This window comes from Microvirga tunisiensis (genome assembly GCF_009296175.1).
Taxonomy (GTDB): domain Bacteria; phylum Pseudomonadota; class Alphaproteobacteria; order Rhizobiales; family Beijerinckiaceae; genus Microvirga; species Microvirga tunisiensis.
Map to the genome: position 1 here is coordinate 1 of NZ_VOSK01000185.1, position 13073 is coordinate 13073.

Genomic DNA, 13073 nt, shown 5'->3' on the forward strand with positions numbered 1-13073 from the left:
AGATAGATCGTGTGGGTGCTGTGCGAGAATGAAGCGTCTGCTGAGGGCGAGTAGAGCATGAGCGGCCTCCGGGGTGAGGTGACCGCCTTACCTCACCAATCCGGCGCTCACTGGCCCATGAGATCTTTTTTCGGCGGCAGATGAGCTGCGCGCTCGACATAGACATAGCGCGCCGCTTCCAGCGATAGCCGGCCTCGTGCAGCCGCCGCCGCAGCGTCTGGGGGCTGACCGCGAGGCCCTTCGCGGCTAGGTCGTGCGCCAGCAGCGGCACCGTCCAGCTCGTAGCCTGGTAGCCGCAGCGGCGCGGGTCGCGCGCCAGGGCCGCCGCCAGCCGCTGCGGCGTAAGCCTCGGGTGACGGCGAGGCCGCCCGCTGCGTGGCCGGTCCATCAGGGCCGTGGCCTCATGCTCAGCCTTGTACTGGGCCAGCCAGCGGTGGACGCTGGAGCGGTTGACCCGGCAGCGGCGGGCCGCCTCGGCGACGGAATGCCCCTCGGCCACCAGCAGCAGCGCCTCGAGGCGGCGATACACGCGGGCCTCACGGGCGCCAGCCAGCGCGGCGGCCAGCCGCTTGCGATCCGCCTCGTCGAGCCCCGTCCCGGGAGAGTGATCATGTCGTTGCATGCTCCCCAGGAAACACCCGCAGTGCTCGCGTTGCAAGACTTATGATGACCTACTTAGGATCAGGGGCAGGAGTGCATCGAACAGGCCAATCCCGATGCCATCAAGCACCTGAACTGCAATCAACCAAACCGCATTTCCCGAAAGCGTGAAGAGAATACCACGCAGCACCAAGGCGGCTATGGCAATCAGCAGAAGTGGTTTGCGCCCGGTCCGATCGGCACGCGCCACGAGCAGCGAGACCGGGACCATCACGAGTTGCCCCACAATAATCGCGCCTGAGGTGAGCGCCGCCTCCTGGCCTGGATGACCGAGTGCAAGCTTCTGGCTGACCAGGGGGAGCATTGCCGCATTGGCTAGATGAAAGAGCGCCGCCACCCCAGCAAGGACCAGGAGGGATTTGTCCGTCAGGAGCGTGCCCCAGCGACTAGGCTGGTATTGACGAACTGTCATCGAGGGCACCCAACCGCGGGCACGCTGATGATCGATCGCGTGGCGTGGGATCGAGAGCACAATCCACATTGTCCACACGCCGAAGAAGGGGACCAGGTAAAATACAGCACGCTGCCCCCAGGCCGTACCAACAGCGGCCGCCACGGCAGCGATAAACAGGTTTCCGGCCCGATCGAAGGCAGCATTGCGCCCGAGGCGGGCCGCTAACTTGTCTCGCTCGACGAGGCCCAGGGTGATCGCCGCGACGACTGGTGCAAAGACAGCGCCCAGGATTGCCATTGTGAGATCGGCCGCGAACACAATGGGGACAATCGGGCGCCATGCAATCGCGATCGCGCAGGCCGAGAGGGCAACGATGCCCACCACGATAAGGCCGCGCTTGGCCCGCGTTGCGTCGATCAGGGCCCCGATGGGAGCGTGCATAGAGATCCCGATCAAGCCGCTGATCGTCAGGACCAGGCCGAGTGTCGCTTGGTCCCACCCTGCCTCCGTGAGGAGGAACACGCTGACATAAGGCCCCAGCCCGCCTCTCACATCGGCCAGCAGGAAGTTCAGCCAATCCAGCGCCACATGGTGGGACATGCTCACAGCTTAACAGGCACACATGGGCGTGGAACCCCCCTCACTAACATGGGTTAACCTCGGTTACCTGACGGCTGAATCGCTGGAGACATCTTGATGCGGATTGCGCAGGTTGCCCCATTGGCCGAGGCCGTTCCGCCCAAGCTTTACGGCGGCACTGAGCGGGTGGTCTCCTGGCTCACTGAGGAGTTGATGCGTCAGGGCCATGACGTCACGTTGTTCGCCAGCGGCGATTCAACAACATCCGCAAAGCTCGTGCCCTGCGTTCCGAAAGGGCTCAGACTTGCCGGCATTCGCGATCACATCGCCAGCCATCTCGTTATGCTGAACGAGGTCCGCTCCCGGGCCGATCAGTTCGACATCATCCATTTCCATGTTGACCTGCTGCAGCATGTGCTCTTCCGTGACCTGGCTCATAAGTGCCTGACAACCTTGCATGGCAGGCTCGACCTGCCCGACTTCATGCCGGTGTACCAAACCTTCCAAGAAATGCCGTTGGTGTCGATCTCTGACAGCCAGCGCACGCCGATGCCTCCTCATGTGAACTGGCTCGCAACGGTTCACCATGGATTGCCTCCGAATGTCTGTCCCTTCAACGAACGAGGAGGGGATTATCTTGCATTTCTTGGTCGCATCGCACCGGAAAAACGGCCTGATCGCGCCGTCGAGATTGCCAAACGAGCTGGCATTCCGTTGAAGATCGCTGCCAAGGTCGATCCGACCGATCAGGCATATTTCGACGAGGTCATCGAACCGCTGCTCGACCACCCGTTGATCGAGTTCGTGGGTGAGATCGATGAGGAAGCCAAGGGCGCCTTTCTCGGGCATGCCTTGGCGCTGCTGTTCCCGATTGATTGGCCCGAGCCGTTCGGCTTGGTAATGATCGAGGCGATGTCGGCCGGGACGCCTGTGATCGCCTTCCGCAACGGCTCCGTACCTGAGGTTGTGGCTGATGGCGTCACTGGCTTCATCGTCGAGACAATGGATGAGGCTGTCACGGCCGCTCATCAGGTTGAGAGCCTGAGTCGAGTGGGTGTACGGGAGGTCTTCGAGTGCCGCTTCACGGTGGCTCGCATGGCGAGAGACTATGTCCATGCTTACGAAAGTCTGCTGACAAGAGGTGGCACTGACCAGCGGCATCTGGTTGCGGCGGAGTAAACAAGCGATCGCTTCCCGGCACCATGAGCGTAAGGCTAAGCCGACCCTGGCACAATCGACCTATATAGAACATCAACTACGAGGAAATTGGCATGAGCGAACGCGTCATGGGACCGGCCTCGGACCATCCAGAACCTACTCCGGAGCAGCTTTCGGACCACTACATTGAGGCCCAAACCTCCCTGGTCGAACGGAGTTTGCGAACGCTGAAGACGGGCGATGCATTCGCAGTGCTCGATACCCATGGCGACTGCGGCACCGTGCCGGATAGTCCGGAAGGCCTGTTCTTCCAGGATACCCGTTACTTGTCACGGTTTGAGATGCGGTTTGAGGGCAAGCGGCCGCTGCTGCTGGGCTCCGTCATTCAGGACGATAATGCAGCGCTCAGTGTTGACCTGACGAACCCCGACATCAGGCCGGGGGAGGACAACGCGCTGCCGCGGGACATCATCGCACTCAATCGCACCAAGTTCCTTTGGAAGGGGGTTCTCTACGAGCGAATTGGCCTGCGCAACTACGACGCTCACCGGCGGGTCTTCCGCCTCGAATGTCGGTTCGACGCTGATTTCTACGACCTGTTCGAGGTCCGGGGTATGCAGCGGGATCACCGCGGTCACCATTCGATCAAGACCATGGCTCCCGACCGGGTCGTGTTCAGCTACGAGGGACTCGACGGGATCGTCCGTCAGTCCATGCTGCACTTCGAGCCGTGGCCAACACGCCTTGAGGCGAAGCGGGTCATTTACGAGATGGCGCTGGAGCCGGATGAGCGCCGCTCGATCCTGGTCACGGTGGCATGCGAGGAGCAGAAATCCGGTAAGGCCTTTAGTCCCGAGGTGCCGAATTTCCTCAAGGCCTACCGGGACACCCGCCGAGCCTTGCGGGCGACGACACGGGAGATCGCGAAGGTCAGGACCTCGAACCACCTGTTCAACGAGGTTATCGCCCGCTCGGCATCCGATATGTACATGCTGGTCACACCCACCGAACGCGGCCTCTACCCTTATGCCGGCATTCCTTGGTACAGCACGGTTTTCGGACGCGACGGTATCATCACCGCCATGATGCTTCTGTGGGCAGACCCATCCATTGCCAAAGGCGTGCTGCTCTACTTGGCTGAGATGCAGGCTACCGACGTCGATCCTGCCGCCGATGCGCAGCCCGGCAAGATTTTGCACGAGCGCCGCCTGGGCGAGATGGCTCGACTCGGCGAGGTCCCGTTCCGGCGCTACTACGGCACTGTCGACGCAACACCCCTTTTCGTTATGCTGGCGGGCAAATACTACGAGCGCACCGGTGACCGGGAGACCATCGAGGCAATCTGGCCGAATATCGAAGCGGCTCTGCGCTGGTGCGATGAGTACGGTGATCGCGACGGCGATGGCTTTGTCGAGTATCACCGGGAAACGGAACAGGGGCTGGCCAACCAGGGCTGGAAAGACAGCCACGATTCCATCTTCCACGCGGATGGCTCGGGAGCCGAAGGCCCGATTGCACTCTGCGAGGTACAGGCCTACGTCTTCGCGGCCAAGCAGGCTGCCGCGCGGCTGGCGGCGGCACTCAGTCAAGCAGATATCAGCACCCGGCTTGCCAAGGAAGCCATCAACCTCCGGGAGAGGTTCGAGGCAGCATTCTGGTGTGAGGATATCAGCACCTACGCCTTGGCACTCGACGGAGCCAAGCGGCCCTGCCGTGTACGGGCATCCAACGCAGGGCATGCCTTGTTCGCCGGTATTGCTGCACCGGAGCAAGCCCGCCGGGTTGCGAGGACATTGATGGGTCCCGACTCTTTCAGCGGCTGGGGCATCCGCACGCTGGCGCGGGGCGAAGCGCGGTACAATCCTATGTCGTACCACAACGGCTCGATCTGGCCGCATGACAACGGGATGATTGCGCTCGGCATGGCGCAGTATGGCCTGAAGCATGAGGCGGCGCAGGTCTTCCGGGCCTTGTTCGAGGTCGCAAGCTATCAGGAATTGCGCCGGTTGCCCGAACTGTTCTGCGGCTTTACCCGCCGGCGCCACCGAGGCCCAACAGCCTACCCGGTTGCCTGCTCACCGCAGGCGTGGGCCGCCGCGACACCGTTTGCGCTTCTTGGATCCAGCTTGGGGCTGGAGCTCGACCATGAGGGGAATGCAGTTCGCTTCAACGATCCAGTCTTGCCAAGCTTCCTGGACGAGGTCTTGATCCACGAGCTTCGCGTAAAGGCCTCAACGTTTGATCTGAGACTGCATCGGTATGGACAGGATGTGTCGCTGAATGTCCTAAAGCGCGCGGGCGATGCCCGCATTTTGCTTGCGAAGTAGTGCAGCCCTGGTTTGAGCGCTAGAGCTCTGCACATGCTTTTATGGGAAAGCGGTGAATGAGGAAAACCGCACGCGACAGGAAGAGCTTGCCGCTGATCCTCATTCATGGCCTGGGCGGAAATCAGTGAAAACCTCTGAGATGGGCGGACCGCGTGGATACGATGGCGGCAAGAAGATCAACGGCCGCAAGCGCCATCTTCTCGTTGATACGCAAGGCAATCTGTTGAAGAACCGGGTGCATCCAGCGGACATCCATGATCGCGCAGGGGCCGAATTTCTGCTGGAGGGTCTGCAGCATCTCTTTCCGGCGATCGAGCGGATGTGGGCTGACACGGCATATCGTGGGCTGAAGGACTGGCTCCAGAAGGCCCTGAGCTGGAGATTATCCATCCCGCAGCATTGGTGGAGCGGCGGAACCTGGATGCGGGCTGACGCGGAGCCGCCGACGCGACCGAGTGGCTTCCAGGTGCTCGCACGCAGGTGGGTGGTGGAGCGGACCATCGGTTGGCTCACCACCAACCGGCGGCTCGCCAAGGACTACGAACGCTTGGTCGAGACCGGTGAAATGCTGCTCTATCTTGCGATGAGCCGCATTCTGCTGCGTCGCCTCACGCGAAAGGAAAGATAATTGCTCACCAGCCTCTTAGCCTACGTCCTGAGAGGAGACATGGCCTATGCCTCGCTACTACTTTAATCTTTATCAGGGATCTCAACTCATCTCGGAAGATGATTCTGGTTATGACTGCACCAGTGACGAAGATGCCCGGCAGTTCGCACGGATGAGCCACGGGCTTGTCGCTCTTGACCCGGTCTTATCCAGTCCCTCACAGAGCTATCGCTTTGTGGTCTTGAACGAGGATAGGCAGAGCATCTTCACCATGCCCATCTCGCAAAGAGTCTCCTCGACCGCTGCTTCCTCGGGTGTCTCGCTTCTTTCCTGAGGCTGAGACAGCACGGTGACCTGCGAGGCCCACAATGACGTGCGAGGATGTGGTCGCGCAGGACTTTGGTGCGTGATTCAGATGTGGGCCGCAAATATCCCTTAGCTTCGGCGTTCAGGCGAGGCGCTGGATATCGGCATGCCGAGTACTACGAATTTGTTAGCAACGTCATGCGCGTAACGGCAGTCGGCAAGGGTCTGTATTCGATGCCGATTTACAGTTGAGCCGCATCCGTGCCATCGAGATCCTCTGTAAGGTTGGTCACGAAGCCATTTCCGAGGCCTGTACCTTGGTGTCGGCCACGGCGGCGCCGCGCAATCCGATGCTCCGGGCCGATCCCGTGGTGGTGTCGCGCGAAGTCTGCCGTTCCAGCTCCGCGTTCAGCTCGGCCCCGAGGAGCACCGCAAAGGCGGTCAGATAGGACCAGGTCAGCAGCATCATGATGGTCCCGAGAAGCCCCAGAGTCTGGTTGTACGAGGGAAAATGCGAGACGTAGAACGAGAACCCGGTGGCGCCGACAAGCCACAGGACCGTTGCAACCGCTGCGCCCGGACTGACCCAGCGCCACTTGGCAGCGCGTCGGCACGGGGCAAAGCGGTAGAGCATCGCAAGGGCGGCGACGCACAGCATGGCCAGTGCCGGCCATCGGGCAATCGAGAGGATTGATTGCAGGGTCGCACCGAGCGGTAGCCGGCCCAGGACGATGGGGAGCAGGGCGACAAGCGTGAATGCCAGCAGCATGAACAACCCGGCTGCCACAGCAACGACCAATGCGTCCCGTGCCCGGCGCAGGAAGCTGCGGGTTTCCTCCTCGCGATAGGCAACGTTCAGGGCCGCGATCAGACCCGAGGCCCCCGACCAGGCACCCCACAGCGCGGCAAGAAAGCCGCCGCCGAGCCCAGTCCCAAGCTGAGTTCGGGAGGTGCGGGCAATCGCCTGCATCTGATCGGCGAGGAACGTGGTGGCAATCCCGGGCACGAGACCGCCAAGCATCTCGATGGGGCGATGCACCGCCTCCGGGTCGACCAGAAGGCCGAACAGGGCAACCGGAACGGAGATGCCGGGAATGGCCGCGAAGATGGCGCAGAAGGCCACGCCCGCCGACCTGAGCCACATGCCATCCTGGCGCAGGGAGCCGACCAGTCTGGTGATGATGTCGAACCAGCCGCGGCTGGAGATGTCGCCGGGGTGATCCGCATCGCAGGTGGCATCCTCCCACGGCCTCAATGCTGGCATCGAATGGTTCTTCTCCAGCATTGGCGGGTCCTGCGGATATCAGCCTTCGGCTGCGGGTATCAGGTCGAGCGCGTGTTGCCGGTTGTCTTCGAGGTCGTGGTCCGGGGCGTGCGTTCCGTCTCGACGACGGTGCTCGTGGTGCCGCTGGGGACCACCGGCTCTGTCGCGGCGGAGCGGCTCAAGCCCAGCCGGGCCGTGATCGTCGGCTCGACCGTGCCCATGCGACCACCGAACCACGCAGCCACAGCGCCGAGGATCAGGCCAAGGGCTGCCAGCAGGGCACCCGTCGAGACGGCGCTCGCGGCGGCATCGGCCGCCTCGGTGGCCTGCTGCCGGGCCTGGTCAACGGACTGACGGTACTGCTGCTCGTACTGCTGCACCTGGGTGCGGGCTTGGTCGACGGGAATGTTCTGGGCCCGAGCCAGAGCCTCCGCCGCACGATTGCGGGCCTCCGCGGCCTGCTGCTCGTTGCCGGTCACGGCAGCACGAACCGCCGCCACAGCCGCATCGCGCAAGGCCGCGGGATCGTTGCCGCCGGTGGCGCCACGGATCTGCTGCTCGATCCCGGAGAACGGGTTTGCGCCTCCGGCCAGGTTGGGAGCCGCCACCTGGGCGGCAGTCTGGGCCGTCGAGCCGACCGCCTGGGTGACGTTGCCCAAGGCGCTCGTCACCGTGCGGTAGGCGCCGCCCACAAGGCCGCCCACCGTGGTGGTGAGCAGATAGAAGATCACCAGCGTGGCCAGCGCCCAGGCGGTGAGACCGTGCCAGCTAGCGGTAGACTCCTTCGGCTTGCCGGCCAGCCGACCTGCGGCGTAGCCGCCGGCGAGCGAGGCCAGCACCCCGGCGAGCACGAACCAGATGCCGGCTCCGGTGGAGAAGCTGGAGGCGGAGGGGTTCTCGGCCGCTCCGGCGGCGGGATCCAGGGTGGCGGCCCCGATGCCGATACCGAGCAGGTTGAGGATGAGCTGCGTGACGAGCATGACCACCACACCGGCGAGCACCGCGCCCCAGGAGATGCGATTCAGCATGATGGTGCGGGCGTCCTCAGCCGGAGTGACCGGGCTCATGTGCGGGGCATCAGTGTCGCCGCGGTTGCGCGGGGTGTCGGGATGATGGGCGTCGGTCATGGTGAGACCTCCTGTTCGCGGGCCACCCCCCCGGTGTGGAAATGGTTCAGCGCAGACAGACGAATTGCCTTGCAGGTGAAGGATTTGTCGCGGTTGCCACCAAGATTGCGCGGAGTTCAGGCGCAAGGAACCCCTGGGGCGAGCGCCCGTTGGTCCTTGCTTACCAGAGAGCAGCCATGGGTGACCCAACTCACCCTTCGAGCGTACCGCCACACGATGCCGAGCCTGTGCCGAGTCTGGACGATGCGCCGAGAAGCGGCACCCGCACCGTGGCCGAGGAGATCATCCCGCTCGTCGAGGAGACCGCGACCGTCGACAAACGGCAGGTCGTGACAGGACGCGTGCGCGTGCAGACCATCACCGACATCGTCGAGGAGTTGGCTCGTGCCGACGTGCAGCGGGAGAGCGTCGGGGTTACCCGCGTGCCCATCGACAAGGTGGTCGAGACCGCGCCCGAGATCAGAACCGAAGGCGATGTGACGGTCGTGCCGGTGCTCGAGGAGGTGCTCGTGGTCGAGAAGCGCCTCGTGCTCAAGGAGGAGTTGCACATCCGGCGCCGCATCGAGACCGAAGCCGTCGAAGTGCCGGTCACCTTGCGCAAGCAGCGCGCCGTCATCGAGCGGCTTGATCCTGACGATCAAGCTCCTGACAGATAAGGCGGGCAAGTCCTCACATAGTTCAGCAAGGGCGTCGAAGCCCGGCGCGACGCCGGGCTTCGACTGAAGCGGGATCAGCGCTTGCCGTCGGGTGAGCCTATGGTGCCGGTGCCACGGACGTCGCGCTCGTCCTCGACATCGACCTCGGTCTTGCGCACGGTGTCGGACACGGTCTCAGTGCGCTGGTCGGCTTCCTTGCGCACGACCACTTCCTCGACCACACGGGCTTCCTTCGAGACCACCGCCTCCTCGCCGCGCTCTTCCACCTCGATGGTGCGCTCCTGGAAGGGATCGCCGCCGAGGGCGCCGGCCTGCGTCGTGCCGGAGACCGGGCGGCGCTCCACGTCGACGCGCTCCTCGCGCAGGGTGACCTGCTCCTGCACAGGGCGCTCGATCACACGCGAGTGCAGGCGCACGCGCCCGCGGTTCACCTCGCGCTTGCCGACGTGCAGTTCTTCCTCAGCAACCGGGATCACCTCGTCGCGTCCGTTCAGGCCCGCGGTGTCGGTCCGGGCGCGGGTCATGTCCGCCGATCCGGTGATGTCCTCACCAGCGCCCATCTCCGTCCGGGTTGTGCCGGACGATCCGGTGAAGCTGCCGGCCAGCCCGGCCGCGGCGCCAAGCCCGCCTGTGGTGCTGCCGGAGGTCGAGGCATCGAACCCTTGCCATCCTTCCGAGCGCCAGGAGGTCTGCTGCTCGTCGAGGTCCAGTACGCCGTCATCATCCAGAATGCCGATCACCCGGTCGACCTCGTCCTCATCGCATTCCACGGCGACGAGGGACCCGCCGCGGCGTACACCCTCCGCATAGGCATGGGCGTCGGTACGCGGCACACCGTCATTTTCCAGATCGTCGATGAGGTTGTCGGAAGAGGTCGAGTAGAAACTGATATTACCGCGCGTGATGCCAGCCTGCTCGAGGCGGCTGACGATCGCGGCGGCTTTCTCCTGGTCCTGGTAGAGGCACGTGACGGTCTTGGTCATAAGATCACTCTCCTGAAGGTTTCGTCTCTGAGTTGCACTCAGACGCATGAAGGCGCGCTTTGCTGGGCCTGCGCGGCCGCAGGTGCGCTCCCCCGTCGACACGGCACCCATCGGTTCACGGGCTTGGCCGAACCGGCGACTGGCTCGGCCCATCGACCGTACCAATGTGCCGCGCCAGTCCCGGTTCCCGGTGACGGCAACCCCGCGCGACAGTCTCGCCTCCCTCTCCCGTCGGAAGGAGGCCGAACGCGAGGTTCGACCATGCCGGTCGAATTCATGGGACCGCGGCAGGTCCTACCGCTGCGGCCCCATGAGGGCGAAGGCATGCTCGGTGCAGAACACATGGCTGTGCAGGTTGGCGATCCATTGGCGACCTGCCGCCGTCACGTTCAGGTGGCCGATGGCCTCCTCCAGGTGCGGCGAGACGCTCGTCCAATAAAAGTCGGGATAGCGCTCGACCAGGTCGGCCGGGGAGGTGTAGCCAAGCTGACGGTTGAGGCCGATCTCCTCGAACTCGTAGAAGAGCGCATTGGCCTTCTTCAGGTACAAGGGATCGCCGAGCTGGCCAATCAGGTCCGCTGCCTGGACCAGACGTCCCTCCCGGTGCTCGGGTGCGTCTGCGGAGGGCTCCTGTGCATCCGCAGAGGGCTGGCTAGTTGGGAAGCGGGTGAATTCGACGGCTCGCGCCACCCGCTCGGCGTCGAGCGTCGGCGATCGCCCAAGCCGTTCCATGACGAAGAGCTTGGAGCGCTCGACGTGGTAAGGCGTGAGTGCCGCGTCTGACGCTCCGCGCTCCAGGGTCACGGTCCGTCCACTCGCGTCCACGACGAACCGATCACGGCGATCACCCTTCAGGATGCCCCGGACATAGCCGATATCATGCAGCAGACAGGCGACGATCAGGTGCGAGAAGTCCTCGGGCTCAAGGCGCTCGGTCAGCATGCGCCCGCGAATGATGTCCCTCCCGACCAGGGTGACCAGGAAGGTATGCTCGACGTTGTGGTAGAGAGCATCGCTCTTGCCGAGGCATTCCAACGCCACTCGCGCGATGCCATCGAGCCGCTCGGCCTCGTCCCGGTGCGATGACCCGAACAGTCGCCGAAAGTCGTCCGCGAGATGCTTCCCGAGTTCATCCGCCAGGAGCGTGGGCATCATCATCATGCGAGCCTCCCCAACCGCAGTTCGCTGCCGACGGTAAACTATAACCGAGTTCCATGCGGAGGTCTGCGGGTGCCTTCAGTGACGTGCGGGCGGGGATCCTGTTAACCATGCCCTAACCGTGTTTTGCGGAAGACGCTTGATAGGAGCGCAAACCGTTACGGTGTCAGGAACTGCCAGGCTCGCCCCGGACTTTTCCACACGTGCCGGGTTCAATGGTGACCGGCGAACTTCCCCAACCGAGGTTGTCCCATGCGGCTTGCTTTCGCAGTTCTTGCGACGTCTCTCGTCGCGTCTTCATCCGCCTTCGCTCAGGTCCCTGCCGAGGTCGAGGCGTGCCGGTTGTCAGGCTTGGCCGCGATCAAAGAGAGCTCGCCCTCGCTCGACCAGATCACCCTCGACATGGAATCGCTGGCCGTCTCAAAGGCCAACACCAAGGTCGGCGACACGCCGATCAAGATGGTGGTCATGGGCGACGCTTATCTCCAGCGCGACAAGACCGATAAGCCCAATCGCTTCGTCTGTCTTCTCAGCGACAAGGGCAAGGTGGTCCTGACCTTCTTCACCGAGCAATAGTCCCATGCGTTCTTGTATCGTCTGGAGTGAGCCCATGTCCACGATCTCGCGCCGCTCGTTGCTTTCGCTCGGCCTTGCTGCCACTTCCGTCGCTCTTGCCGGTTGCTCTGGATTCTCCGCGGGCGGACCGCTCTTCGGCGGATTGCTCGATGCTTCCGGCTCACGCCGAAGCCTCAGCGGCCTTACCATCAGCAAGCCGAACTATTCAGTCGTCTACGCGAGCTCCCCTGGTGATCCTGCTCCAGTGAACGCGTTCAACTATGCCCAGGTGGACCCGGCTTACTTGAGACAGCAGGTCGAGTACCTCGGGACGGAGGAGCCCGGCACCGTGGTCGTCGATCCAGCCTCGCGTCACCTCTATTTTGTCGAAGCCCCAGGACAAGCGACCCGCTATGGCGTTGGCGTGGGTCGCGAGGGCTTCGGCTGGTCGGGGATCGCAAAAATCAACATGCGGCGCAGCTGGCCGGACTGGGTGCCGCCGAAGGAGATGGTGGCTCGGGATCCGGAGATCCGCTCGCAACTTGTGGCGACGTCGCGCGGGCCGGGTGTCCCGGGAGGCCCGACAAGTCCGCTCGGGGCGAGGGCGATGTATCTCTTCGCAGACGGCAGGGACACGGGCTATCGCATCCATGGCACCGCGGAACCTGAAACGATTGGCACCAACGTGTCGTCCGGCTGCATTCGCATGGTCAACCAGGATGTGATCCATCTCTATCAGCGCGCGCCCGAGGGAACCCAGGTCATCGTCTTGTCGTGACGGCACCGTATCGGCGGATCGGATTGTAGAGGAGTCAAAGGCAATGAATGAAGAGAAAGGAAAGTGGCACCACCCTCGTCTCTCAGACCGAGATCTCCTGCTCTGCATAGGCCGGGATCTCAAGCGGATCTACGAGGATACCCTGCGGCAGTCACTGCCAAGCGACATCGAGGCCGTGCTGCAGAAGATCGAACAGGCTGAACGCGAGAGGATAGTGCGGGAGCAGTGAATGACTTGACCTGCGGTAGAGCGGTGGCGGCCTAGATAGAGAGATCCTGCTCGTCACACCTACTTTATCATTGGCCTGCATGTCGTGGTTCCAATCCGGCCGAAGGCGTCCTGGAACGAGGCGAAGACGTTCGCGGCCGGTGTGGCGGCCATGACGAAGGCTAGCTGTCTGGATGCGAGACCTCCTTGGCATGAGCGATGACCTGGAGGGCTGGCGGCAACGCGTCTGCATCGGGTGGCTTGTAGCGGCGGTTGGCGAGCTTCGGCTCGGCAGCCAGGCGGCTTCGCACAAC

General features: G+C 63.4%; 13 protein-coding genes and 2 pseudogenes. 8 read left to right on the forward strand and 7 right to left on the reverse strand.

Features of this window, described 5'->3' with window-relative positions; translation table 11 throughout:
* Both FS320_RS28460 and FS320_RS28465 read right to left on the reverse strand, forming a co-directional pair.
* Positions 1-622, reverse strand: a 622-nt coding sequence (locus FS320_RS28460) for a helix-turn-helix domain-containing protein (protein WP_244627447.1), incomplete at its 3' end; no start/stop codon positions are given.
* A gap of 39 nt (positions 623-661) precedes the next feature.
* Positions 662-1654: an MFS transporter gene (locus FS320_RS28465; protein WP_152715640.1), complete on the reverse strand. Its 993-nt coding sequence runs from the start codon at positions 1652-1654 to the stop codon at positions 662-664.
* A gap of 96 nt (positions 1655-1750) precedes the next feature.
* On the opposite strand from FS320_RS28465, the gene FS320_RS28470 reads away from it, so the two are divergent.
* The 4 genes and pseudogenes from FS320_RS28470 to FS320_RS28485 all read left to right on the forward strand — a co-directional run bounded on the left by FS320_RS28470 (position 1751) and on the right by FS320_RS28485 (position 6059).
* Positions 1751-2812 carry a glycosyltransferase family 4 protein gene (locus FS320_RS28470; protein WP_152715642.1) on the forward strand — a complete coding sequence of 354 codons (1062 nt, stop codon included), beginning with the start codon at positions 1751-1753 and terminating at the stop codon, positions 2810-2812.
* A 92-nt stretch (positions 2813-2904) separates the two neighbouring features.
* On the forward strand, positions 2905-5118 hold the full coding sequence (locus FS320_RS28475) for an amylo-alpha-1,6-glucosidase (protein ID WP_152715644.1): 2214 nt from the start codon (positions 2905-2907) through the stop codon (positions 5116-5118).
* A gap of 118 nt (positions 5119-5236) precedes the next feature.
* Positions 5237-5746: pseudogene (locus FS320_RS28480) on the forward strand (transposase); the annotation flags it as partial.
* A gap of 46 nt (positions 5747-5792) precedes the next feature.
* Positions 5793-6059: a DUF6894 family protein gene (locus tag FS320_RS28485; protein ID WP_152715646.1), complete on the forward strand. Its 267-nt coding sequence runs from the start codon at positions 5793-5795 to the stop codon at positions 6057-6059.
* Positions 6060-6320: 261 nt separating this feature from the next.
* On the opposite strand, the gene FS320_RS28490 is transcribed toward FS320_RS28485, so the two are convergent.
* Both FS320_RS28490 and FS320_RS28495 read right to left on the reverse strand, forming a co-directional pair.
* Positions 6321-7316 (reverse strand): YihY/virulence factor BrkB family protein, encoded by a 996-nt coding sequence (locus tag FS320_RS28490; RefSeq protein WP_152715647.1) that lies wholly within the window; start codon positions 7314-7316, stop codon positions 6321-6323.
* A gap of 38 nt (positions 7317-7354) precedes the next feature.
* On the reverse strand, positions 7355-8422 hold the full coding sequence (locus tag FS320_RS28495) for a PhnA-like protein (RefSeq protein ID WP_420846784.1): 1068 nt from the start codon (positions 8420-8422) through the stop codon (positions 7355-7357).
* Positions 8423-8598: 176 nt separating this feature from the next.
* Here FS320_RS28495 and FS320_RS28500 point away from each other — a divergent pair, with 176 nt between their 5' ends.
* Positions 8599-9078: a YsnF/AvaK domain-containing protein gene (locus FS320_RS28500; RefSeq protein WP_152715648.1), complete on the forward strand. Its 480-nt coding sequence runs from the start codon at positions 8599-8601 to the stop codon at positions 9076-9078.
* Between the two features lie 74 nt (positions 9079-9152).
* Here FS320_RS28500 and FS320_RS28505 read toward each other — a convergent pair whose 3' ends face one another.
* Positions 9153-10061: a YsnF/AvaK domain-containing protein gene (locus FS320_RS28505; RefSeq protein WP_152715649.1), complete on the reverse strand. Its 909-nt coding sequence runs from the start codon at positions 10059-10061 to the stop codon at positions 9153-9155.
* A gap of 294 nt (positions 10062-10355) precedes the next feature.
* On the reverse strand, positions 10356-11222 hold the full coding sequence (locus tag FS320_RS28510) for an HD domain-containing protein (protein ID WP_152715650.1): 867 nt from the start codon (positions 11220-11222) through the stop codon (positions 10356-10358).
* 249 nt (positions 11223-11471) lie between these two features.
* On the opposite strand from FS320_RS28510, the gene FS320_RS28515 reads away from it, so the two are divergent.
* Genes FS320_RS28515 through FS320_RS28525 form a run of 3 tightly spaced genes read left to right on the forward strand, consistent with a single transcriptional unit; the run spans position 11472 to position 12781 of the window.
* Positions 11472-11795, forward strand: coding sequence for a hypothetical protein (locus tag FS320_RS28515; RefSeq protein ID WP_152715651.1), 324 nt, complete (start codon positions 11472-11474; stop codon positions 11793-11795).
* A gap of 34 nt (positions 11796-11829) precedes the next feature.
* The gene (locus FS320_RS28520) at positions 11830-12552 is read left to right on the forward strand and encodes a L,D-transpeptidase (protein WP_152715652.1); all 723 of its coding nucleotides are present in this window, start codon (positions 11830-11832) and stop codon (positions 12550-12552) included.
* Between the two features lie 43 nt (positions 12553-12595).
* Complete coding sequence (locus FS320_RS28525; protein ID WP_152715653.1) at positions 12596-12781, forward strand: hypothetical protein; 186 nt, start codon at positions 12596-12598, stop codon at positions 12779-12781.
* Positions 12782-12941: 160 nt separating this feature from the next.
* Here the strand turns inward: FS320_RS28525 and FS320_RS50930 are convergent.
* Positions 12942-13073: pseudogene (locus tag FS320_RS50930) on the reverse strand (IS481 family transposase); the annotation flags it as partial.

Excerpts from the sequence above, each read along its gene's own strand:
- FS320_RS28470 (WP_152715642.1), top strand. The coding sequence starts at position 1,751 with ATGCGGATTGCGCAGGTTGCCCCATTGGCCGAGGCCGTTCCGCCCAAG.
- FS320_RS28520 (WP_152715652.1), top strand. The coding sequence starts at position 11,830 with ATGTCCACGATCTCGCGCCGCTCGTTGCTTTCGCTCGGCCTTGCTGCC.
- FS320_RS28465 (WP_152715640.1), bottom strand. The coding sequence starts at position 1,654 with ATGTCCCACCATGTGGCGCTGGATTGGCTGAACTTCCTGCTGGCCGAT.
- FS320_RS28525 (WP_152715653.1), top strand. The coding sequence starts at position 12,596 with ATGAATGAAGAGAAAGGAAAGTGGCACCACCCTCGTCTCTCAGACCGA.
- FS320_RS28475 (WP_152715644.1), top strand. The coding sequence starts at position 2,905 with ATGAGCGAACGCGTCATGGGACCGGCCTCGGACCATCCAGAACCTACT.
- FS320_RS28515 (WP_152715651.1), top strand. The coding sequence starts at position 11,472 with ATGCGGCTTGCTTTCGCAGTTCTTGCGACGTCTCTCGTCGCGTCTTCA.
- FS320_RS28510 (WP_152715650.1), bottom strand. The coding sequence starts at position 11,222 with ATGATGATGATGCCCACGCTCCTGGCGGATGAACTCGGGAAGCATCTC.
- FS320_RS28495 (WP_420846784.1), bottom strand. The coding sequence starts at position 8,422 with ATGACCGACGCCCATCATCCCGACACCCCGCGCAACCGCGGCGACACT.
- FS320_RS28500 (WP_152715648.1), top strand. The coding sequence starts at position 8,599 with ATGGGTGACCCAACTCACCCTTCGAGCGTACCGCCACACGATGCCGAG.
- FS320_RS28485 (WP_152715646.1), top strand. The coding sequence starts at position 5,793 with ATGCCTCGCTACTACTTTAATCTTTATCAGGGATCTCAACTCATCTCG.
- FS320_RS28490 (WP_152715647.1), bottom strand. The coding sequence starts at position 7,316 with ATGCTGGAGAAGAACCATTCGATGCCAGCATTGAGGCCGTGGGAGGAT.
- FS320_RS28505 (WP_152715649.1), bottom strand. The coding sequence starts at position 10,061 with ATGACCAAGACCGTCACGTGCCTCTACCAGGACCAGGAGAAAGCCGCC.